The sequence below is a fragment of the Streptomyces sp. KL116D genome, from assembly GCF_030766975.1.
Classification (GTDB): domain Bacteria; phylum Actinomycetota; class Actinomycetes; order Streptomycetales; family Streptomycetaceae; genus Streptomyces; species Streptomyces longispororuber_A.
Map to the genome: position 1 here is coordinate 32642 of NZ_JASERH010000095.1, position 20643 is coordinate 53284.

Consider the following 20643-nt stretch of genomic DNA (forward strand, 5'->3'; position numbering starts at 1 on the left):
TTCCCGGTGCTCACCGCCGCGTCGCTGTCACGTGCTGCCAGCCGGGCGGGGGCGGCGCTGGCAGCACGTGCCCATGACCTGCCGTTCCGCCCCGGCCTACGGTTCGGCCATGACTCCCCCGACAGCGCACCGTACGGCAGTGGTGGCCATCGGCGGCAACGCGCTGCTGCGGGGCGGCGCCCGCGCCACCATCGCCGAACAGTTCGACGCCGCACGGCAGTTGGCCGCTCCGCTCGCCGCGCTCGCGGCCGGCGGACGTCGGGTGGTCGTCACCCACGGGAACGGCCCGCAGGTCGGTTTCATCAAGCGCCGCTCCGACCTGGTGGCGCCGCTGGCCCCCGAACTCCCCGCCCTCGACCTGGACATGTGCGTGGCGGACTCGCAGGGCAGCATCGGCTACATCCTGGCGAGCACGCTCGGCGAGCTGCTGCCGGGCCGGGTGGCGGCGCTCGTCACGCACACCGTGGTGGCGGCGGACGACCCGGCCTTCGCGCGTCCGACGAAGCCGATCGGGTCGTTCCTGACCGAGTCGGCGGCCCGGGCGCTGGCCGCCGAGCACGGCTGGAGCGTCGCCGAGGACGCGGGCCGCGGCTGGCGCCGCGTCGTGCCGTCGCCGCGGCCCCTGCGTGTCCTGGAGACGGAGGCGGTCCGCAGTCTGGCCGCCGACAGGTTCACGGTCATCGCGGGCGGGGGCGGCGGCATCCCGCTGCGCGAGACGCCCGGCGGGGGCTTCCGGGGCGTGGAGGCGGTCATCGACAAGGACCTCACCTCGGCGCACCTGGCCACCGCCCTGGACGCGGAGCTCCTCGTCATCACGACGGGCGTGGACCGGGTCGCCGTCGACTACGGCAGGCCCGGGCAGCGCTTCCTGGACCGTGTCGACGCCGAGGAGGCCCGGCTCCTGCTCGCCCAGGGCCAGTTCCCCGAGGGGAGCATGGGCCCCAAGATCCGGGCCGCCCTGGAGTTCCTGGCCGGCGGCCCCGGCCGGGTCGTGCTCATCACGTCACCGGACGGGCTCGCGGCGGCACTCGACGGCGCGGGCGGCACCCGGATCACCGCCACCGCCGTCCCCGCCACCGCTTCCCCGACCGCAGCCCCGGCGTCAGCACCGACGCCCGCACCGACCGTCGCACCGACCTAGGGAGACCCTGCATGCTGCTTCAGGCGGGCCACGGGCCCATCGACGGCGCCCACTACGTGGCGGCCGACCCCGCGAACGTGCTGTGGGGGCGGCTGCCGTGCCGGGACACGAAGGCGGTCCTGACCGTGGACTCCGGGGCGACCGTCACCTTCGACACGGTCTCGCACGAGGGCATCCTGGAGGACCAGGGCAGCGATCCGGTGGCGTTCTTCGGGTCGTTCGGCGTCCCGAAGGGCGAGGTGCTGGACGACGCGCGGGAGCTGGCCTCGACGCTGCTCGCCCGCGACCCCGCGGCCGACGGACCGCACGTGGTCCTCGGCCCGGTCCACGTCCGCTCGGCGCACCCCGGCGACGTGCTCAAGGTGGAGATCCTCACGCTGCACCGCCGCACCGACTACGGCATCGTCTCCACCCGGCACACACGCGGTGCGCTCCCCGGCGAGTTCGCCCTGGACGGGCCGGAGTTCACGTTCTGCCGGGCCGACGGCGACACGGGCTCCCTCGCGTACGGCGGCGGCTCCGCCGCCCTGCGCGAGCGTCGGGTCCGCTTCCCGCTCGCCCCGTTCCCGGGCATCCTGGGCGTCGCCACCGACACCGTCGAGCGGCCGAACAGCATCCCGCCGGGGGCGCACGGCGGCAACCTCGACATCCGCCACCTCCTCACCGGCAGCGCCCTCTACCTCCCCGTGCAGACCGAGGGCGCCGGCTTCCACATCGGCGACCCGCACTTCGCGCAGGGCAACGGCGAGGTGGCGCTCACCGCGTTCGAGGCGCCGCTGCGGGCCACCGTCCGGCTCACGGTCGTCAAGGGCGCGGCCGCGCACCTGCTCGCCCGCCCGTTCGCCGAGACCGACGCGCACTGGATACCCGTCGGCCTGCACGAGGACCTCGACGAGGCGATGCGGGACGCCGTGCGCGCGGCCCTCGACTTCCTCACCGGGCACGTCGGCATGGCACGGCACGCGGCCTACGCCTATCTGAGCGCCGCCGCCGACTTCGAGGTCTCCCAGGTCGTCGACCAGGTCAAGGGCGTGCACTGTCTCATCCGCAAGGCCGACTTCGGTACGGAGGCGTGAACCCGATGGCCGATCTGATCCTGCGCGACGCCCGGGTCGAGGACGCGGCGACGCCGAGCGACATCACCGTCACCGACGGCCGCATCAGCGCCGTCGGCGCGGCGCCGCCCGCGGGGACGTGCGAGGAGATCGACTGTGCGGGCCGCGTCGTCGTGCCCGCCTTCGTCGAGCCCCATCTCCACCTGGACAAGGCGCTGTTGGACGGGCTGCGGGCCAATCCGGACGGGACCCTCGCCGGGGCGATCTCGGTCACCGGCGCCCTGAAGGCGGACTTCACCCACGACAACGTCCGGGCGCGCGCCCGCCGGGTCGTCGAGGCGGCGATCCTCAACGGCACCACGGTGATCCGCGCCCATCCCGACGTCGACCCGATCGAGGGTTTGATCGGCGTCGAGGTGCTCGTCGAGCTGCGGGCCGCGTACGCCCACGCGCTCGACCTGCAGATCGTGGCGTTCCCGCAGGAGGGCGTGTTGCGCTCGCCTGGCACGGAGAAGCTGCTGCGGGCGGCGCTCGCCGCCGGCGCGGACGTGGTCGGCGGCTGCACCTACAACGAGGCCACGCTGGAGGACTGCCGCGCCCACGTCGAGCTGGTCCTCGACCTCGCCGTGGAGCACGGCGTACCGGCCGATCTGCACGCCGACTTCGGCGACGACGCCTCCGATCCGCGCTACGCCCTGGCCGAGTTCATCGGGGAGCAGACCGCGCGTCGTGGTCTCGGCGGCCGGGTGGCGCTCGGCCACATGACGTCCCTGGCGGGGCGCCCACCCGCTGAACGGGCGCGCGCCATGGCCGCGTTGGCGGCCGCGGGCGTGGCCGTCGTGCCGCTGCCGGCGACCGATCTGTACCTCGGCGGGCGCGGTGACACGACCGCCGTCCGGCGGGGCGTCGCGCCGGTGCGCGAGCTGTGGGACGCGGGCGTCCTCACCGCCTGCTCCTCGAACAACGTCCGCAACGCGTTCACCCCGTACGGCTCCGCGGACCCGCTCGACACCGCGCTGCTGCTCGCCCAGACCGGGCACCTCTCGGGCGCCGCCGATCTGCGCCGGGTGCTGCGCATGGTGACGTACGAGGCGGCGCGGGTCGTCGGCGTCCACGACGGCTACGGGGTCCGGCCCGGCGCCCGCGCCGATCTGCTGGTCCTGGACACCACCGCGTACGACGACATTGTGCTCGACCGGCCCGAACGGGCCTGGGTCGTCAAGGCGGGCCGCGTCGTGGCCCGCTCGACCCGCACCCGCGAACTCCTCGTGCCCTGAGGCGACTTCAGGGCACGAGGCACCCCCCACGACCTGTATCCCTCCGACCTGTATCCGTCACGACCCGCACCCCTCACACCCCTCACGACTCGCACCGCCCCGCACCACCCCCACACCCGCACCCGCACCCGCACCCGCACGGCTTTGCGCACCTCCATCGACCCCTCCCGCCAAGGAGCCCTCATGCGCGAACGCCTCCCGCACGAAATCGTCGCCTCCGTCCTCGCCGGCCTCACGGCGTTCATCGGCGGCACCGCACTGCACCTGCCACCGTGGGCGATCTTCATCTCCTGGGCGGGCACATTCCTGCTCGGCGGCCCCTCCCTCACCAACGCGCGGCGGCTGTGGCTCGCCATGCCGGCGGGCTCCACCTTCGCCCTCGTCATCGTGCTCGTCGAGGAACACGCGGGAACGGCCTTCGGCGAGGGCCAGTTCGCCCGCAACTGCTTCCAGGCGCTGGTGATCCTCGTGGTCAACAGCGCGCTGATGTACGCGGGCCGGATCAAGGCGCTGGCGCTGATCCCCGGCATGTTCTTCGGCTTCGCGAGCTACTTCGCGACGTTCTTCGGGGGCTTCGGCTACGACGCGGGCAACCCCTGGTCCGCGTGGATCTGCGTCATCGCGATGAACGCCCTCGGCCCGGTCTTCGCCTACCTCTCGATGAAGCTCACCTTCCCCGTGAAGGAGGCGAAGAACGCGGACGGGTCGCCGGCCCCGGCACCCGCGGCGGCGGATCCGGCCTGACCGGGAGTGTGACGGCAGGCCCTAGGGGGCGGGCCACCGGTCCGCCCACGGCGCCGCCCGCTCGAACGCCGCAGCCAGCCGCAGGACGTCGGCGTCGGCCAGGTGCCGGCCGGTGATCTGGAGCCCGACGGGCAGCCCGTCCCGGGTCGTCCCCGCGGGCACGCTGATCGCCGGCTGGCCGGTCAGGTTCTGCGGGAACGTGAAGCCGGTCCAGGCCGTGTCGGGCACCGCCCGGCCGTCGATGACGGTGGGCCCCTGGATGTCGACGGGGAACGCGGGCACGGCCGTCGTCGGCGTCACCAGCACGTCGTACCCGGACATGAAGCGTGCCATCCGGTTCACCACGGCCTTGCGGACCAGGTTGGCGTCGGTGAACTGCTCGGCCGTCCACGGCCGTCGCATCATGGCGACGAGGTGCGGCGACATGTGCTCCCCGTGCACGTCGATCAGTCGGCGCAGGCCGGTCAGGTCCGTGTCGGCGGCGATCAGCGCGGCGAACGCCTCGCCAGGGTCGGGCCAGCCGGGATCGGCCGCCTCGACCCGGCAGCCGAGGTCGCGTTCCAGGACGCGCACGGCGTCGCCGACGACGCGGCGCACCTCGGGGTCGACGGCGAGGTAGCCGAGGTCGGCGCTGTAGGCGACCCGGAGTCCGGTGACGTCGGCGGGCCGGGCGGCCGCGGTCCAGTCGACGTCGGCGCACGGGACGGAGTGCCGGTCGCGCGGGTCGGGGCCGGCCAGCACGGACATCATCAGGGCGGTGTCGGCGACGGTGCGGGTGAGCGGCCCGATGTGCTCCAGGGACTCCCAGCCGGAGACGCCCGGAAGGCGCTCGTCGCGGCAGCCCGGCCACACGGGCACCCGGCCCATGGACGCCTTGAACCCGACGAGTCCGCAGTGGGCGGCTGGCACCCTGACCGAGCCGCCGCCGTCGGACCCGAGCGCGACCGGGGCGAGCCCGGCCGCGACCGCCGCCGCCGATCCGGCGCTGGAGCCGCCGGGCGTGAGGGCGGTGTTCCACGGATTGCGGGTGGTCGGGAACAGCGGGTTGTGGCCGGTGGCGCTGTAGCCGAACTCGGAGGCGTTGGTCTTGCCGACGACCACGGCACCGGCGGCCAGCGAGCGTTCGACGACGATGTCGTCCTCGTCCGGGACGAACTCGGCGTAGGCCGGTGACCCGGAGGTGGTGCGGATGCCCGCCGTGCTGATCAGGTCCTTCACGCCGAGCGGGAGCCCGGTGAGCGGGCCCGGGTCCGCGCCGCGGGCGAGCCGGTCGGCGAGGGCCCCGGCCCGGGCGCGGGCCTGCTCGGGGACGAGGGTGCAGTACGCGGCGAGGGTGCCGTCGACGTCGGCGATCCGGTCGAGGACGGCGTCGACGACCTCGACCGGCGAGATCTCCAACCCTCGCACGCCCGCCGTGAGTTCGGTCGCGGACAGGCCCCACAGGGCGCGGTTCGTGTCGGGCGCCGCGGTCATCGGGCCGCTCCTTCACCGCGGCGGTCCGCACGGTGCGGCAGGCGTTCCAGTGCCGCGTAGGCCGCGGCCGCGACGGCGATCCCGACGAGCGCGTCGACGGCGCCGGGCAGCAGGTGGTGGGCGGCGGTGGCGGCTCCCGCGCCGAGCGCCCACGCGAGGAGGGCGAGCCATCGGTAGGCCGTGGCGGAGCGGGTGGCCGTGCGGCGGCGCAGGACCACCTGGTCGGTGATGAGGATCGCGCCGATCGGCGGGACGAAGATGCCGAGCAGGTTCAGCCAGTCGACGAAGTGCGCCCAGATCCCGGTCAGGGCCGCGAGCAGGCCGAGCGCGCCGAGCACCAGCGCCAGCGGGCGCATCCGGCCGGGGGTGAGCGCGGACCAGCCGACGGCGCCGTTGTAGAGGCAATGGGCCGCCACGGAGCCGAGGTTGGCGAAGACGAAGATCACCGCGAGGGTGGTGAGGAACGGGCCGTGGCCGGTCAGCAGGCCGAGGAAGCCGCCACCGTCGGCGGCCGGGTCGGCGGCGCCGCCGACCGCGACGACGAGCCCGCCGACGAGGAAGGCCACCGAGTTCGCGAAGGGGAAGGCGCACGCCGCGGCGACGACCGCGGACCGCCCGCTCTTCGCCCAGCGGGTGAAGTCGGCGGTCATGGTGCCGGAGTCGGCGAACCCGGCGATGACGATGCTGACGGCCGCCCCGAACGACAGGGCGGTACCGGGCCCCGCATAGGTGAGCGCGGAGCCGAGGGACACGTCCCCGATGCCGTACCAGAGGGCCACGGCGGCCAGCACGACGAAGAGCGGGGTGGCGATCAGGCCGATCAGGGACAGGGCGCGGATCCCGGCGACGGTGAGCGCGGCGAAGAAGGCGCCGCCGGCCAGCGCACCCCACAACGTGGCCCAGCCCAGGGCCTGTTGGAGGTTGGTGCCGGACAGTCCGATCTGGAAGGAGTACCAGCCGATGACGACGGTCGACAGGAACGCCGCGGGGATCCGGGCGCCGAGGGTGCCGAAGGTGCGGGCGGTCTGCTGGGCGAAGTTCTCGCCGCTGCGGCCGGCGAGCCAGCTGAGCGCGCCGACGTAGCCGAACAGGACGAGGTTGCCGAGGACGATCGCGACGGCTCCGGTGAGGAAACCGAGGTGGTACACGATGACGCCGCCGAAGACGGCGTTGCCGAGGTTCATCGGGAAGCCGAACCAGACGGCGGACACCGACAGCAGGCCCTTGCGGGCGGCCTGCGGGACGGGCTCGTGCTCGTACTCGGCGTGTGGATCGGCGGTGGACCGCGCGGTGCGCGGCGTGCTGGTGCGGACGGTGCTCACGGACGCTCCCGGGTAGGCGGTGTCCCGTCAGCGGCTCAGGGACGTGCCACAGCAGAGTGGCCGTGGCACGGTCGTCGCGTCACTGTCACCCGCTGCCGGGTTTGGGGGCCCACTTCCTGGCAGTCGTGCACCACGGCGGGCGCGGCGCGGGAGCCTTCGGCCCTCGCGCCGCGCCCGGCGGTCCGTCCTACTTGAGGGCGTCGACGCCGGCCTGGGCGAACTTCTCGTCCAGGTCGCCCGACGGGGCGCCGGCCACGCCGATGCCCGCGATCGGGGCCTTGTCCGCGGTGACGGGGGCGCCGCCCGCGAGGAACAGCGTGCCCGGGATGTCCTTCAGCGTCGGGGCCTTGTCCAGGCGCTCGGCCAGCTCGGACGTCGGGGCGTTCCAGGAGACGGCGGTGTACGCCTTCTTCTCCGCGGCCTCGTAGGACTGCGGGCCCGCGCCGTCGCCGCGCAGCGTCAGGACGGTGTTGCCGTTGCGGTCGACGACGGCGACGGAGACCTTCTGGTTCTCCTTCTTCGCGGCGTCGAGCGCGGCCTGCGCGGCCTTCGACGCGGCGTCGATCGTCAGGTGCGTGGACGTGATGGTGTCGGCGGCCTGCGCGGCGGCGGGGGCGGCCTGCGGCGCGGCGGTCGCGGAGACGGTGCCGAAGGTGCCGGCGGCGACGGCGGCGAGGACGGCGGCACCGGTGGCGACGCGGGCGCGGCGGGAGAGCTTCTGCATGGGGGTCAACTCCTGGGATTCGTCGGCGACATCGTGGGGGTACGACGTCCGCCCGTGGGGTTCCGAACGTGTGGGGCGGACCCTGTGTCCGGGCCCTGCGGGCGGAGGCTCCGGTGGGTCCGGCGCGCTGTCCCGCTCTGCACTCCATCCTGGGCCCGGGACCGGGGTCGCCCCGTCGACGTTCCGGCTCGGGGCGGCGGGCCGAGCGGACGAGGCCGGGGTCGGCCGATCGGATGACCCCACGGTCGGCGCGCCCAGCCGCGACGGCGCCGGCTCCCCGTACGGTGAGCACCGTTCGGCGATCGGCGAAGGAGAGGCTCGACCATGGCGCACACGGTGACGGCGGGGCTGGCGAAGATCCGGGAGGACCTGGCCGGGCTGTACCAGGACCTGCACCGACATCCGGAGCTGTCGCGGCAGGAGCACCGGTCGGCCGCCCTGCTCGCCGGGCGGCTGCGGGCCGCGGGCGTGGACGAGGTCACCGAGGGCGTCGGCGGCACCGGGGTCGTCGGGGTGCTGCGCGGCGGCGACGGGCCCGTGGTGATGCTGCGGGCCGACTTCGACGCGCTGCCGGTGGAGGAGAAGACCGGGCTGCCCTACGCGAGCGAGCAGCGCGGCGTGGACGCCGACGGCACCGACGTGCCGGTGATGCACGCGTGCGGGCACGACATGCACGCGGCGTGCCTGGTCGGGGCGGCGACCCTGCTGGCCGGGGCGCGCGAGCAGTGGCGCGGCACCGTGCTCCTGGTGTTCCAGCCCGCGGAGGAGCTCGGCTGCGGCGCCCGCGACATGGTCGACGACGGTCTGTTCGCCCGCTTCCCCACCCCGTCGATCGTGCTGGGCCAGCACGTGGGGCCACTGCCCGCCGGGTTCGTCGGGCACGGCAGCGGACCGGTGATGGCGGCCGCGGACTCGCTGAACATCACGCTGTACGGGCGCGGGGGGCACGGCTCGCGTCCTGAGTCCACCGTGGACCCGGTGCTGATGGCGGCGAACGTCGTGACCCGGCTCCAGGGGGTCGTCTCCCGGGAGGTGCCGCCGGCCGAGTCGGCGGTCGTCACGGTCGGCCGGCTGCAGGCCGGCACCAAGGACAACATCATTCCCGACACCGCCGGTCTCGGCGTCAACATCCGCTCGGCCACGGAGTCGACGCGCGCGCTCGTGCGGGCGGCGGTGGAGCGCATCGTCCGCGCCGAGGCAGCCGCGAGCGGCGCGCCGCGCGAGCCCGACCTCGCCTGGTCAGGGGCGGTGCCGGCGCTGGTCAGCGATCCCGCGGCCACCGCGACGACGCTGGCCGCGTTCACCGACCACTTCGGGGCGGAGCGGATCATGCCGATGCCGCCGGTCAACGCGAGCGAGGACGTCGGGGTGTTCGGCGAGTCGCTCGGGGTGCCCACCGTCTTCTGGTTCTGGGGCGGGCTCGACGCGCAGACGGTGGTGACGGCGCTCCAGGAGGGCCGTCTCGACGAGCTGCCGGGGAACCACTCACCGCACTTCGCTCCGCTGATCGAGCCGACCCTCAGCACGGGCGTGGAGGCGCTCACGGTGGCCGCGCTGACGTGGCTGGACACGCCCTGACCACTAGGGCCTGTGCGCTACCAGGGCCGGATCGCCCGTAGCCCCACGCGCCGCCCGTCCTCGTCCAGCAGGTGGCCCATCCGCTTGACCGTGTGCAGGCCCACGATCCGGTCCGTCACGGTCAGCGTGGGCAGCCGGGCGCACAGCGCGGTCTCCCAGCGCTGGATGTCGCCGAGGTCGTGCACCCACAGCGTGGCGAAGATGTTGGCGCGCCCGGTGACGCCGGCGACGAGCCGGCACTCGGGCAGCGCGGCGAACGTGCGGTGGACGGCGGCCGTGTCCCGCGCGGGCGCCTGGCCGAGCAGGGAGACGGGGACCGGGCGGCCCGCCAGCGCCGCGGCCATGTCGCAGCGCAGGGTGAGGATGCCCGAGTCGTCGAGCCGGCGCAGTCTGCGGCGGACGGTGGCGGGACTGCTGTCGGCGTGCTCGGCGAGCGCGGCCAGGCCGAGCCTGCCGTCGCGGACGAGGGCGTCGAGCAGCGCCCGGTCCACCGCGTCGAGCTCCACCGTGGGCGATGCGTCGCGGGCGCCGGGTCCCGGCGCGCCCAGCGCGGTGAGCTGGTCGGGGGCGAGGGAGCGCAGCCGCCAGCGGCTCCCTTCGACGGACAGGGACGTCGCGAAGAGGCAGTCGACGGAGACGAGTCCCGGCAGCGTCTCGAGCCGCTCCGTCAGGAAGCGGGCGAGCGCCGGCAGGTCGGGGGCGAGGACGTCCAGGAGGAGATCGGCGCTGCCGGGGCCGGTCAGTTCGATGGTCACGGCCTCCTCGAACGCGCAGAGCCGCTCGGCGATCGCGGCCCGGCTGCCGGGGGCGCAGCGCAGCAGCACGAACGCGGTGCAGCGGGTGCGGGAGAACTCCCGGCCCGGCGCCGCGTACACCCAGGCGAGCCCCTCGCCGGTCAGCCGTTCCCAGCGGCGCGCGAGGGTGCCCGCGGTGACGCCGAGGAGGGGTGCCAACTCGGTCCAGGAGGCGCGCGGGCGCAGTTGGAGCGCGTTGACGAGGGCCAGGTCCAGTTCGCTGACGGTGACCGTTTCTCGCATGCGGCAGCCTCTCCGTGCCTGTTTCCGTCGATGTGACGGCTCGGTTCGGCCGCAGCCCGCACAGTAGCCACCACTTTCGGTTCGGGCCACCAGAAGGAGTGAGCACGGTGGACAGAGGTGCGGGCTTGGGCACCGGTCGCGCGATGGTGGGCGCGATGGCGGTGGTCGTGGTGTTCAGCGGTGTCGTCCAGGGGTATCTGACGCCGCTGCTCCCGGAGTTGGGGCAGCGTCTGGGCATCGGGGCGGTGGGGCAGAACGATCTCTATCTGCTGGCGCAGTGCGCGTTCGCGGTCCTGACGCCGCTGCTGTCGCGGCTCGGCGACCTGTTCGGACACCGCAGGCTGCTGCGGGTGGCCCTCGCGATGGTCGCGGCAGGATCGCTGGCGATGGCGCTGCGGCCGACGGTGGCGACGCTCGCGGTGGGCATGGTGCTGCAGGGCGCGGTGGTCGGCTTCTTCCCGCTGCTGGCGGGGATCCTGCGCTCCCGGGCTCCCGAGCGGGGCCGCAGCGGAATGGCGGTGCTGGTCGGCGCGCTGCTCATCGCGATCGGCGTGGGCGGTCTGGTGGCGGGCGCGCTCAGCGAGCGGCACGCCGAGGCGGGGCTGTGGACGGCGGTCCCGGTGGCGGTCCTCGCGGTCCTCGCGGGCGTCCTGCTCCCGGACAGCGACACCCCGCGCGGGGGCCGCTTCCACTACGGCGCCGCCGCTCTGCTCACGGTCGGGCTGATCGCGCTCGTCCTGGTGCTCGCACAGGGCGGCGCCTGGGGCTGGACGTCGGCGCGGTCGCTGGGCGTCGCGGCCCTCGCGGTGGCCGTGCTGACGGCGTGGGTGGCGGTGGAGCGGCGTGCGACGCATCCGCTGGTGAGCGTGCGGATGCTGCGCGACCGACGGCTCGCCGTGATCAGCGCGCACACCTTCTGCGCGGCGTTCGGCACGATCGGCTTCCTGGGCGCCAACGCCCTGTTCCTCGGGGCCGATCCGGCCCGCTCCGGCTACGGCATGGGCCTCGGGCCGCAGGCCATCGCGACGGTCTCGCTGGCCATGGTCGTCGCCGGGTTCGCCGGGTCGACGGCCACGCCGCGACTGGCCCGGCTGATCGGTGACCGTGCGGTGCTCGCGACGGGTGGCGCGCTGACCGCGCTCGGCTTCCTGGGCCTGGCCCTGTTCCACGCCACGCTCCCCCAGTACGTCGCGTCGGCGCTGGTCGTCGGGCTGGCCACGGGCCTGTTCGAGTCGATCACGCGGACCCTGTCGGCCGAGGTGGTCCCCGAGCGGCAGACCGCGCTCGCGGTGGGCATCAACGAGCTCGCGCTGTCGCTCGGCGCGGCGATCGGCGCCGCCGTGATCGGCGGCGTGTTCGCGGCCCACCAGACCGGTGGCGGGGACGGCCGGATCGCGCTCTCCGGCTTCGTGTGGAGCTGGTGCCTGTGCGGCGGGGTCGCGCTGCTCGGCGCCCTGTGCGCGCTCGCCTACGCCGGGTCGCGGACGGCCTCGCACCCGCTCGCCGCGCCGCGGCCGGGCCACGTACCGACGAAGGAGGGGCTCGCGTGACGACGCCGACCACGGTTCAGGACACGGTCCACGAGACGATCCGTCGCCGCCGGGAGCAGCTGACCGACCTCAGCCACGCCCTGCACGACGATCCGGAGACGGCCCTGAACGAGCACCGTGCGGCGGCCCGGATCGCCGCACTCCTCGACACGGCGGGCTTCGCGGTGAGCCGCCCGGTCGCGGACCTGCCCACGGCCCTCGACGCCACGTTCGGCGACGGCGAGCTGGTGATCGCCTTCTGCGCCGAGTACGACGCCCTGCCGGGCATCGGCCACGCCTGCGGGCACAACGTGAACGGGGCGGCGGCCGTCGGCGCCGCGCTCGGTCTCGCGGCCGTCGCCGACCGGATCGGCGTCACCGTACGGCTGATCGGCACCCCCGCGGAGGAGGACATCGGCGGCAAGGTGCTGCTGCTGGAGGCCGGGGTCTTCGACGACGTGGCGGCGGCCATGATGGTGCACGCGGCGGCCGAGGACGGCGTCGCGGCGTCGTCGCTCGCCATCGGCGCCTGGGACGTCGTCTACCGGGGCCGGCCGGCGCACGCGGCGCTCGCCCCCTGGGAGGGTGTCAACGCGCTCGACGCGCTGACCGTCGCGCAGACGTCGATCGGTCTGCTGCGCCAGCACCTGCCGCCCGGCTCCCTGGTGCACGGCATCGTCACGGAGGGCGGCAGCGCGCCGAACGTCGTCCCGGACGTCGCGCGCGCCCGCTACGAGGTGCGGGCGCCGAGCGCCGAACAGCTCGCGCTCGTCCAGGGCCGGGTCGCCTCGTGCTTCGAGGCGGGCGCCCTGGCGACCGGGGCGCGGCTCGAACTGGAGCCCCACGGGCGGGACTTCGCGGATCTGCGGCAGGACGCGTTCCTGACGGAGGCGTACGCGGCCGCCGCGCGCGGCCTGGGCCGGACGCCGGTGTCCCGGCACGGCGAGTCGATGGCGTCGACCGACATGGGCAACGTGTCGCGGCTGCTGCCCTCGATCCATCCCACCATCGGCTACGACACCGGGGGCGCCCGCCAGCACACGGCGGAGTTCACCGCGTACGGGAGGACGCCGGGCGCCGACCGTGCGGTCCTGGACGGAGCGGCGGCGCTCGCGCTCACGGCGGTGACGGCCGCGTGCGACGACGGGCAGCGCCGGCGGCTGCTCCGGGCGGTCGCCGCGCGCCGCGCCGGTCACGCCTCGATGAGCCCCACGCGGATGGCGTAGCGGGTGAGTTCGAGGCGGTCCTTGAGGCCGAGCTTCTGCAGCAGGTTGGCGCGGTGCCGTTCCACGGTCTTGACGCTGATGAACAGCAGGTCGGCGATCTGCTGCGAGGTGTGCCCCTCGGCGACCAGCTTGAGGATCTCCTCCTCGCGCTCCGTGATGGTCCGCGCGGGCACGTCGTCGCCCCGGCGGATCCGTTCGAGGTGGTCCCGGATCAGCGCCTTGAGCGCGCCCGGGTACACGAACGGTTCGTCGCGGGCGGCGGCCCGGCACGCCTCGACCAGGTCCCGGTCGGCCACCGACTTCAGGACGTAGCCGCAGGCACCGGCCTTGAGGGCCTCGAAGAAGAACTGCTCGTTGTCGTACATCGTCAGGATCAGGATCCGCAGTCCCGGCTGGACGCGGGCCAGTTCGCGGGCCGCTTGCAGGCCGGTGAGGCGGGGCATCGCGATGTCGAGGACGGCCAGGTCGGGCCGCTCCGACCTGGCCAGCGCGATCGCCTCGGCCCCGTCCCCGGCCTCCGCCACCACGGTCAGCCCGGGCTCCCGGTCGAGGATGAGCCGGACCCCGCGCCGGACCAGCGCGTGGTCGTCGGCGAGCAGGATCCGCACCTCGTCGCCGGTCCCGCTCATCGTCCGCTCCCGGCCGGCGCGACCGGCACGTCGAGGCGCACCTCGGTGCCCCCTGACGGGCCGTCGCGGACGGTGAGTCCGGCGCCGACCAGCAGGGCGCGTTCCCGCATCCCGCGCAGTCCGGCGCCCTCGGGCGCGCCGCCGGTGCCGCATCCGTCGTCGCGGATCCGCAGCACGACCCGGTCGTCCGTGGCGCGGATGTCCAGGGCGGCGTGCGCGGCGCCGGAGTGCCGCACCACATTGGTCAGGCCCTCCTGGGCGACCCGGTAGACGACCAGTTCGGCCGCCCGGTCCAGTGCCGGCAGCGGCGCCGCGACGGTGCTGGTGACCTTGGTGTCGGCCCAGTCCGTGTACTCGTTGGCCAGCGAGCGCAGGGCGCTGACGAGGCCGAGTTCCTCCAGGACTCCGGGGCGCAGCCGGCGGGCGATGCGCCGGACCTCGTCCAGGCCGGTGCGGGTCGTCTCCTGGGTGCGGATCAGCTCGTCGCGCAGGGCGTCGGGTGCCTGGTCGGCCGCGCTCTTCAGTTCCAGGAGCACCGCGGTCAGGGTCTGGCCGACCTCGTCGTGCAGTTCCTGGGCGATCCTGCGCCGCTCCGCCTCCTGCGCGGACAGGGCGCGCGCCGCGCTGGCGGCGCGCTCGGCCTCCAGCCGGTCGAGCATCGCGTTGTACGTCTCGATCAGCGCGGCCACGTCCCCCTGTCCGGACGCGACCGGGCGGTCGCCGGGGCGCAGCAGGTCCGTGGTGGTCATGGCGCGGGTCAGCCGCTGCAGCGGCGCGAGGCCGACCCGCAGCAGCGCCGCGTTGGCGGTCAGCATCACCACGAGGCCGGCCGCCAGGATCAGCGTCTCCGTCAGCACCACGGGTGTGGAGACGGTCACGGGACCCAGCAGGAGGAGCGCCACCGCGGCAAGCAGCACGGTGGCGTTCAGCAGGAAGATCCGCCAGAACAGGGACACGGACGCGCGGCCTCCTCGCCGGGTGGGTGCGGTGGTCTCACCGCCCAGGCTCTCCGTTCACCAGGGGGTGTGTCCATCGGGGCCGACACCCATGTCCGCCGGTCCGCGGCCCGTGCATGGCGGGCCCCCGGGGATCTGGGTGGCGCACCCCATGGTTTCGGGCCGCGCCGGACGCGACGGTGGGAGAGCGGGCGGGGGCACCGCGCCTCCGGTGCCCCGGCCCGACCACACCGCCCCCCTGCCCCCGAGAGAGGTCGACCATGCCGACGAGCGACGACACCCGCCTCACCGCCCTCGCGGAGCGGCTGGAGGCCGAGGACCCGCGGTTCGCCGCCGCCCTGCGGCACGGCCGGCCGCGCCCGCCGCGCGAGTACGACCACCGCTGGGCCTGGACCGCCGTGACGCTCGGCCTGGTGGCCCTCGGCGTCGGCGTCGTCACCTCGCAGGGCATGGTCATCGCCGCGGCGCTGGTCGCGACGGGCGCGGCCTGCCATCTCTTCGACCGGCCCCGCTGACCCGGCCGCGGCCCGGCTACCCGTGCCGGGCGGGTTGCAGTCCGGCGTAGACGCCGCCCCTGGACAGGAGTTCACGGTGCGTGCCGCTCTCCACGATCCGGCCGCCGTCCATCACCACGATCCGGTCGGCGCCCTGGATGGTCGAGAGCCGGTGCGCGACGACGAACACGGTGCGGCCGTGCACCAGGCGCGCGAGGGCTTCCTGGACGAGGGCCTCGGAGCGGTTGTCGAGGGCCGACGTCGCCTCGTCGAGGACGAGGACGCGCGGGTCGCGGATCAGGGCGCGGGCGATGGCCAGGCGCTGCTTCTGGCCGCCGGACAGCCGGGCGCCGCGCTCGCCGACGACGGTGTCGAGGCCGTCCGGCAGCCGCTCCACGAACTCCAGCGCGTTGGCGTCGCGCAGGGCCTGCTGGAGCGTCCGCTCGTCGGTGTCGCGCAGGCCGTACGTCACGTTGTCGCGGATGCTGCCCTCGAACAGGATCGACTCCTGCGGCACCACGGACAGGAACCGGCGGTAGCTGCGCAGGTCGAGGGTGGCCATGTCGACGCCGTCGAGGAGGATGCGGCCGGTGGTCGGGCGGATGAAGCCGATCAGCAGGTTCAGGACGGTCGACTTGCCCGCGCCGGACGCGCCGACGAGCGCGATCGTCTCGCCGGGGCTCGCGGAGAGGGTGAACGCGTCGACGGCCGGGGCCTCGTCGCCGTACGCGAAGCCGACGTGCCGGAAGTCGATGCGGCCGCGCACCTGCTCCACGTCGGCCTTGCCCGCGTTGCTCTCCAGGTCGGGGGCCTGGAGCACCTCGCCCGCCGAGCGCACCGATTCGAGGCCCTTGCTGATGACCGGGGCCAGGCCGAGCAGCGTCGTCACGGAGCTGGTCAGGACGGTGAAGAAGGAGCTGAGCATGACGACGTCACCGGCCGTCACCGGCAGCCAGCCGTGGTAGGCGACGAGGGCGGAGCCGGTGAGGCAGAGCACGCCGAGGACGTTGAGCATGACCCAGGCCGCCGAGTTGAAGCGGCCGTTCATGGTGTCCAGGCGCAGGCCCGCGGCGAAGACCTGGCGCAGGGAGCCGTCGACGCGGCCGAGCGCGGTGCGTTCCAGGCCGTGGGCGCGGGTGATGGGGATGAGGGTGGTCATCTCGCCGACCCGGGAGGAGAGGTGCTCCACCTCGCGGCGGAAGTGTTCGTTGTGGCTGCGCAGCCGGCCCCGTAGCCGCATCACGAGGAAGCCCGCGGCGGGGACCACGACGAGGAACACCGGCAGGAACTCGGGGGTGCGCAGGCCGATCACGACGAGGCCGCCGGTGAGCGTGACGACGGCGCCCAGGCCCATGTCGGAGCTCTGCTGCACCATCTGTTCGACGGACTCCACGTCCCGGACGACCTTGGCCTGCAGCACGCTGGAGCTGACGCGGGCGTGGTAGCCGATGGAGAGCTGCTGCATGCGCCGGCACAGGGCGGAGCGCAGGGTCGTGCCCATGCGGCGGATGCTGCCGCCGAGGAGGCGTACGTACCACTGGTGGAGCGGGTAGTTGATCACGAGGATGAAGAGCAGGACGCCGGTGGCCTGCCACAGCCGGGTCTGGGAGCCGTGCTGGACGACGACGTCGAGGACGGTCGCCGTGATCAGGGGCAGGAGCCAGATCGGGCTGTGCTTGACGACGAAGACGGCCGCGGCGAGCAGGAGTTTGCCGCGGTCGGGGCGGAAGAGGTGGAGGAGGGTCCGGATGGGGTGCTCACCGCGGTAGCGGTGGTCCAGATGGTCGGGCACCGAGGGCTGCATGCCTAGATCCCATCCCATCCACCGAGGCGGAGAAAGCGCTTTCTCCCACATCGGCGGGAACCCGCCGCCGCCATCCGGACGTTGCACCAGCGGGAGCCGGGGCACCCCCAAAGCGAGTCTGTGACAACCCATAAACCATCCTTATGAGCTCATAGACCGAACCCGGCTACGAACTAAGGCTTGCCTTACTTTAAGATTCCCTTCGAGCACTTCTTGGATCACTCGAAGGGAACCTGTACATGCCTCGCCCCCTGAGGGTCGCCATCGTCGGAGCCGGCCCCGCCGGCATCTACGCCGCCGACGCGCTGCTCAAGTCCGACGCGGCCACCGACCCCGGTGTGTCCATCGACCTCTTCGAGCGCATGCCGGCCCCCTTCGGTCTGATCCGCTACGGCGTCGCGCCCGACCACCCGCGCATCAAGGGCATCGTCACCGCCCTGCACCAGGTCCTCGACAAGCCGCAGATCCGGCTCTTCGGCAACGTCGACTACCCCCGCGACATCGACCTCGACGACCTGCGCGCCTTCTACGACGCGGTCGTCTTCTCCACCGGCGCCACCGCCGACCGGGCGCTCGGCATCCCCGGCATCGACCTGGACGGCTCGTACGGCGCGGCGGACTTCGTCTCCTGGTACGACGGCCACCCCGACGTCCCCCGCACCTGGCCCCTCGAAGCGGAGAAGGTCGCCGTGCTCGGCGTCGGCAACGTCGCGCTCGACGTCGCCCGCATCCTCGCGAAGACCGCGGACGAACTGCTGCCGACCGAGATCCCGGCCAACGTCCACGACGGGCTCAAGGCCAACAAGGCGCTGGAGGTCCACGTCTTCGGCCGCCGCGGCCCCGCGCAGGCCAAGTTCAGCCCGATGGAGCTGCGCGAGCTGGACCACTCGCCGAACATCGAGGTCATCGTCAACCCCGAGGACATCGACTACGACGAGGGCTCGATCGCGACCCGGCGCAGCAACAAGCAGGCCGACATGGTCGCCAAGACGCTGGAGAACTGGGCGATCCGCGACGAGGGCACCCGCCCGCACAAGCTGTTCCTGCACTTCTTCGAGTCGCCCACCGAGATCCTCGGCGAGGACGGCCGCGTCGTCGGCCTGCGCACGGAGCGCACCGAGCTGGACGGCACCGGCAACGTCAAGGGCACCGGCGCGCACACGGACTGGGACGTCACCGCGGTCTACCGCGCGGTCGGCTACCTCTCGGACGAGCTGCCCAAGCTCCCCTGGGACATCGCCTCCGGGACCGTGCCGGACGAGGGCGGCCGGGTGATCCAGGAGAACGGCGAGCACCTGCGGTCCACGTACGTCACCGGCTGGATCCGGCGCGGCCCGGTGGGTCTCATCGGCCACACCAAGGGCGACGCCAACGAGACGGTGGCCAACCTCCTGGCGGACCACGCCGAGGGCCGGCTGCACGCCCCCGCCTCGCCCGCGCCCGAGGCCGTCGAGGAGTTCCTCGGCGAGCGCGGCGTCCGCTACACGACGTGGGACGGCTGGTACCGGCTCGACGCCGCCGAGAAGGCGCTCGGTGAGCCCCAGGGCCGCGAGCGCGTCAAGATCGTGGAGCGGGAGGACATGCTCAGGGCCAGCGGCGCCTGAGCTCCACCCCCGTGGCGACGGCAGGGCCGGCCGGCTTCCTCGGAAGCCGGCCGGCCCTGCCGCTCTTTCGTCAGGCTCCGTCAGGCGATCGCCCGGGTCAGCCGTGCAACGTTGGCCCGCACGTCGCCCTTGGTGAGGTCGCTGCCGATGCTCACCGTGAAGGCACCCGCCGCCAGCCACTCGGCGGCGTTGTCCACCGTGACGCCGCCCGTCGCCATGATGCGGGCGCCGGGGAGGACGGCCAGTACGGACGTCAGGTACGCGATGCCGCCGACGTGGGCGGGGAACAGCTTGGCCACGCCGCGGTCCGCGGCGACCCGCAGTTCGCTCGGCGTCAGACCGCCCTCGACCAGGAGCCGGCCGGCCGCGTCCGCCACGGGACGCACCTCGGGCACCTGGAACGGACTGACGAGGAAGTGCGCTCCGGCCGTCAGGGCCCGCTCGGCGATGTCCGGCGAGGTGACGGTGCCCAGGCCGAGCGTCACCTCGGGGACGTCCCGCGACCAGGTCTCCACCAGCTTCTCCCAGCCCGGTGTGGTGGCGGTGAACTCGAAGGCCGTGATGCCGCAGTCGACGAGGGTGCGGGCCAGGGCGTCGGCGCTGTCGGCGTCGGCCGCGCGGACGGTCGGGGTGACGCGGGCCTGCCGCAGCCGCTCGACGACCCGGGCGACGGCGGGCGCGGGGCCGGTCATGCGGGGTCCGCGATGCGGGCGAGGGCGTCGAGCGTGGACTCCGCGTCGGCGCCGCGGGCGCGCAGCACGATGGCGTCGCCGCAGCGGATGTTGAGCGTCATCAGCGACAGCACGCTGCGCGCGGGGACCTCCCGCCCGCCTTCCAGGGCGACGGTGACGTCGGCCGTGCTGCGGGCCGCGGTCTGGGCGAACGCGGCGGCGGGGCGGGCGTGCAGTCCCGCCTCCTCGGTGACCACCAGGCGGCGTTCGATCACGGTCATCGGGTTCCTTCCTCCAGGAGCGCGGTCAGGCGTGCCACCAGCTGCTCCTCCTCGTCCGGCTTCATGGGGCGCGGGTCGATGAGCAGTCGGCCCGTGGCGGACTGGTGGTCCCTCAGGTGGACGCCGCACGCCGCGAGTTCGGCGGCGAGCCGGGTGGCGTCGCGGCCCGCTCCGGCCGGGTCGACGGTCAGTTCGGTGCGGTGGATGGCGCGGCCCGCCTCGTCGCCGACCACGCGGGTCGTGAGGCCGGGCAGGGCGGACAGCCGGTCCGCGAGTTTCGTCATGCGCGCACGGTGGTCGGCGGCCGGCTCGGTCCCGTAGTCGCGCAGGGCCTGGACGAGGCCGAACAGGGTCTCCTTGCCGACCTTCATCGGGCGGGCGATGCCGCCGTACTGGGCACGGCAGGCCGCCATGTACCGGGCGCTGCCGCAGATCATTCCGGAGGTGGGGCCGCCGACGGCCTTGCCGCCGCTGTAGATCACCAGGTCGGCGCCGCTGTCGGGCCAGCGCCGCAGGTCCTCCTCGGCCGCCGCGTCGACGATCACCGGGACGCCGTGCGCCCGGCCGACCTCGACGGTCTCGGCGAGGGAGACCATGCCCTTCTGGACGGCGTGGTGCGACTGGACGTACAGCAGGGCCGCCGTGCGGGGGCCGATCGCCCCCGCCAGGTGGTCCCGGGAGACCTTGTTGGCGGAGCCGACCTCGACCGGGCGACCGCCGCCCAGGGCGATCATCTGCCGCACGGGCGCACCGAAGTGGACGGAGTGACCGCGCGGCAGGATCACCTCGCAGGGCGCGTCGCCCGGATCGGGCAGGGCTTCGATCCGGGCGAGGTCGGTGCCCGCCACGACGGCGGCGACCGCGACGGCGATGCCGGCGGCGGCGCCGGTGGTGGGGCAGCCGTCCTCGGTGCCGGTGGCCCGGGCGATCTCCCGGCCCACCGCCGTGATCAGGTCGTCCATGACGACGTGGTGGCGGGCGGCCTCGCCCATGGCGGCGACGACCGCGTCGCTGAGGACGCTGCCGCCGAGCGCGGTCATCCTGCCGCTGGCGTTGACGGCCGGGGGCACGCCGAGGTCCGTGTGGAGTGGGTGCACG

Annotated in this window: 19 protein-coding genes; 9 read left to right on the forward strand and 10 right to left on the reverse strand. The window is 74.2% G+C overall.

The genetic code is table 11. The features are described 5' to 3' along the window. Positions 1–109: 109 nt before the first annotated feature. From RBJ77_RS37680 to RBJ77_RS37695, 4 genes are all read left to right on the forward strand, one after another. Positions 110–1141, forward strand: a complete 1032-nt coding sequence (locus RBJ77_RS37680) for a carbamate kinase (protein WP_372349055.1) — start codon at positions 110–112, stop codon at positions 1139–1141. An 11-nt stretch (positions 1142–1152) separates the two neighbouring features. Further along, positions 1153–2217 (forward strand): acetamidase/formamidase family protein, encoded by a 1065-nt coding sequence (locus RBJ77_RS37685; RefSeq protein ID WP_372349056.1) that lies wholly within the window; start codon positions 1153–1155, stop codon positions 2215–2217. A 5-nt stretch (positions 2218–2222) separates the two neighbouring features. Then, positions 2223–3473, forward strand: coding sequence for an amidohydrolase family protein (locus RBJ77_RS37690; protein WP_372349057.1), 1251 nt, complete (start codon positions 2223–2225; stop codon positions 3471–3473). A 183-nt stretch (positions 3474–3656) separates the two neighbouring features. Next, positions 3657–4217 carry a DUF1097 domain-containing protein gene (locus RBJ77_RS37695; protein ID WP_372349058.1) on the forward strand — a complete coding sequence of 187 codons (561 nt, stop codon included), beginning with the start codon at positions 3657–3659 and terminating at the stop codon, positions 4215–4217. Positions 4218–4238: 21 nt separating this feature from the next. On the opposite strand, the gene RBJ77_RS37700 is transcribed toward RBJ77_RS37695, so the two are convergent. From RBJ77_RS37700 to RBJ77_RS37710, 3 genes are all read right to left on the reverse strand, one after another. Then, positions 4239–5690, reverse strand: coding sequence for an amidase (locus RBJ77_RS37700; RefSeq protein WP_372349059.1), 1452 nt, complete (start codon positions 5688–5690; stop codon positions 4239–4241). Further along, positions 5687–7012 (reverse strand): cytosine permease, encoded by a 1326-nt coding sequence (locus RBJ77_RS37705; RefSeq protein ID WP_372349060.1) that lies wholly within the window; start codon positions 7010–7012, stop codon positions 5687–5689. Before RBJ77_RS37705 ends, RBJ77_RS37700 begins: the two co-directional genes overlap by 4 nt. A 187-nt stretch (positions 7013–7199) precedes the next feature. Next, positions 7200–7736 (reverse strand): heme-binding protein, encoded by a 537-nt coding sequence (locus tag RBJ77_RS37710; RefSeq protein WP_372349061.1) that lies wholly within the window; start codon positions 7734–7736, stop codon positions 7200–7202. Between the two features lie 324 nt (positions 7737–8060). On the opposite strand from RBJ77_RS37710, the gene RBJ77_RS37715 reads away from it, so the two are divergent. Beyond that, positions 8061–9314 carry an amidohydrolase gene (locus RBJ77_RS37715; RefSeq protein ID WP_372349062.1) on the forward strand — a complete coding sequence of 418 codons (1254 nt, stop codon included), beginning with the start codon at positions 8061–8063 and terminating at the stop codon, positions 9312–9314. A 17-nt stretch (positions 9315–9331) separates the two neighbouring features. Here RBJ77_RS37715 and RBJ77_RS37720 read toward each other — a convergent pair whose 3' ends face one another. Beyond that, on the reverse strand, positions 9332–10351 hold the full coding sequence (locus tag RBJ77_RS37720; protein WP_372349063.1) for an Lrp/AsnC family transcriptional regulator: 1020 nt from the start codon (positions 10349–10351) through the stop codon (positions 9332–9334). A gap of 125 nt (positions 10352–10476) precedes the next feature. Here RBJ77_RS37720 and RBJ77_RS37725 point away from each other — a divergent pair, with 125 nt between their 5' ends. Both RBJ77_RS37725 and RBJ77_RS37730 read left to right on the forward strand, forming a co-directional pair. Next, complete coding sequence (locus RBJ77_RS37725) at positions 10477–11901, forward strand: MFS transporter (RefSeq protein ID WP_372349064.1); 1425 nt, start codon at positions 10477–10479, stop codon at positions 11899–11901. After that, positions 11898–13106, forward strand: coding sequence for an amidohydrolase (locus RBJ77_RS37730; RefSeq protein WP_372349065.1), 1209 nt, complete (start codon positions 11898–11900; stop codon positions 13104–13106). The genes RBJ77_RS37725 and RBJ77_RS37730 overlap by 4 nt, the downstream gene beginning before the upstream one ends. Here the strand turns inward: RBJ77_RS37730 and RBJ77_RS37735 are convergent. Together RBJ77_RS37735 and RBJ77_RS37740 are read right to left on the reverse strand one after the other, a co-directional pair. Next, on the reverse strand, positions 13073–13735 hold the full coding sequence (locus RBJ77_RS37735; RefSeq protein ID WP_372349066.1) for a response regulator: 663 nt from the start codon (positions 13733–13735) through the stop codon (positions 13073–13075). The two genes, RBJ77_RS37730 and RBJ77_RS37735, sit on opposite strands and share 34 nt — an antisense overlap. Beyond that, a complete protein-coding gene (locus RBJ77_RS37740) occupies positions 13732–14691 on the reverse strand; it encodes a sensor histidine kinase (RefSeq protein WP_372349067.1) in 960 nt (319 codons plus the stop codon). Before RBJ77_RS37740 ends, RBJ77_RS37735 begins: the two co-directional genes overlap by 4 nt. Before the next feature lie 260 nt (positions 14692–14951). On the opposite strand from RBJ77_RS37740, the gene RBJ77_RS37745 reads away from it, so the two are divergent. After that, positions 14952–15206: a DUF3040 domain-containing protein gene (locus RBJ77_RS37745; protein ID WP_372349068.1), complete on the forward strand. Its 255-nt coding sequence runs from the start codon at positions 14952–14954 to the stop codon at positions 15204–15206. A gap of 16 nt (positions 15207–15222) precedes the next feature. Here the strand turns inward: RBJ77_RS37745 and RBJ77_RS37750 are convergent, their stop codons facing one another. Continuing rightward, positions 15223–16989, reverse strand: a complete 1767-nt coding sequence (locus tag RBJ77_RS37750; protein WP_372349069.1) for an ABC transporter ATP-binding protein — start codon at positions 16987–16989, stop codon at positions 15223–15225. Between the two features lie 239 nt (positions 16990–17228). On the opposite strand from RBJ77_RS37750, the gene RBJ77_RS37755 reads away from it, so the two are divergent. Continuing rightward, a complete protein-coding gene (locus RBJ77_RS37755) occupies positions 17229–18593 on the forward strand; it encodes an FAD-dependent oxidoreductase (protein ID WP_372349070.1) in 1365 nt (454 codons plus the stop codon). Positions 18594–18673: 80 nt separating this feature from the next. Here the strand turns inward: RBJ77_RS37755 and RBJ77_RS37760 are convergent, their stop codons facing one another. From RBJ77_RS37760 to RBJ77_RS37770, 3 genes are read right to left on the reverse strand one after another with little or no spacing between them, the layout of a single operon-like run. Beyond that, positions 18674–19285: a bifunctional 4-hydroxy-2-oxoglutarate aldolase/2-dehydro-3-deoxy-phosphogluconate aldolase gene (locus RBJ77_RS37760; RefSeq protein WP_372349071.1), complete on the reverse strand. Its 612-nt coding sequence runs from the start codon at positions 19283–19285 to the stop codon at positions 18674–18676. Beyond that, positions 19282–19545, reverse strand: a complete 264-nt coding sequence (locus tag RBJ77_RS37765; RefSeq protein ID WP_372349072.1) for an HPr family phosphocarrier protein — start codon at positions 19543–19545, stop codon at positions 19282–19284. Before RBJ77_RS37765 ends, RBJ77_RS37760 begins: the two co-directional genes overlap by 4 nt. Next, positions 19542–20642 (reverse strand): DgaE family pyridoxal phosphate-dependent ammonia lyase, encoded by a 1101-nt coding sequence (locus tag RBJ77_RS37770; RefSeq protein ID WP_372349073.1) that lies wholly within the window; start codon positions 20640–20642, stop codon positions 19542–19544. Before RBJ77_RS37770 ends, RBJ77_RS37765 begins: the two co-directional genes overlap by 4 nt. Position 20643: the final 1 nt, after the last annotated feature.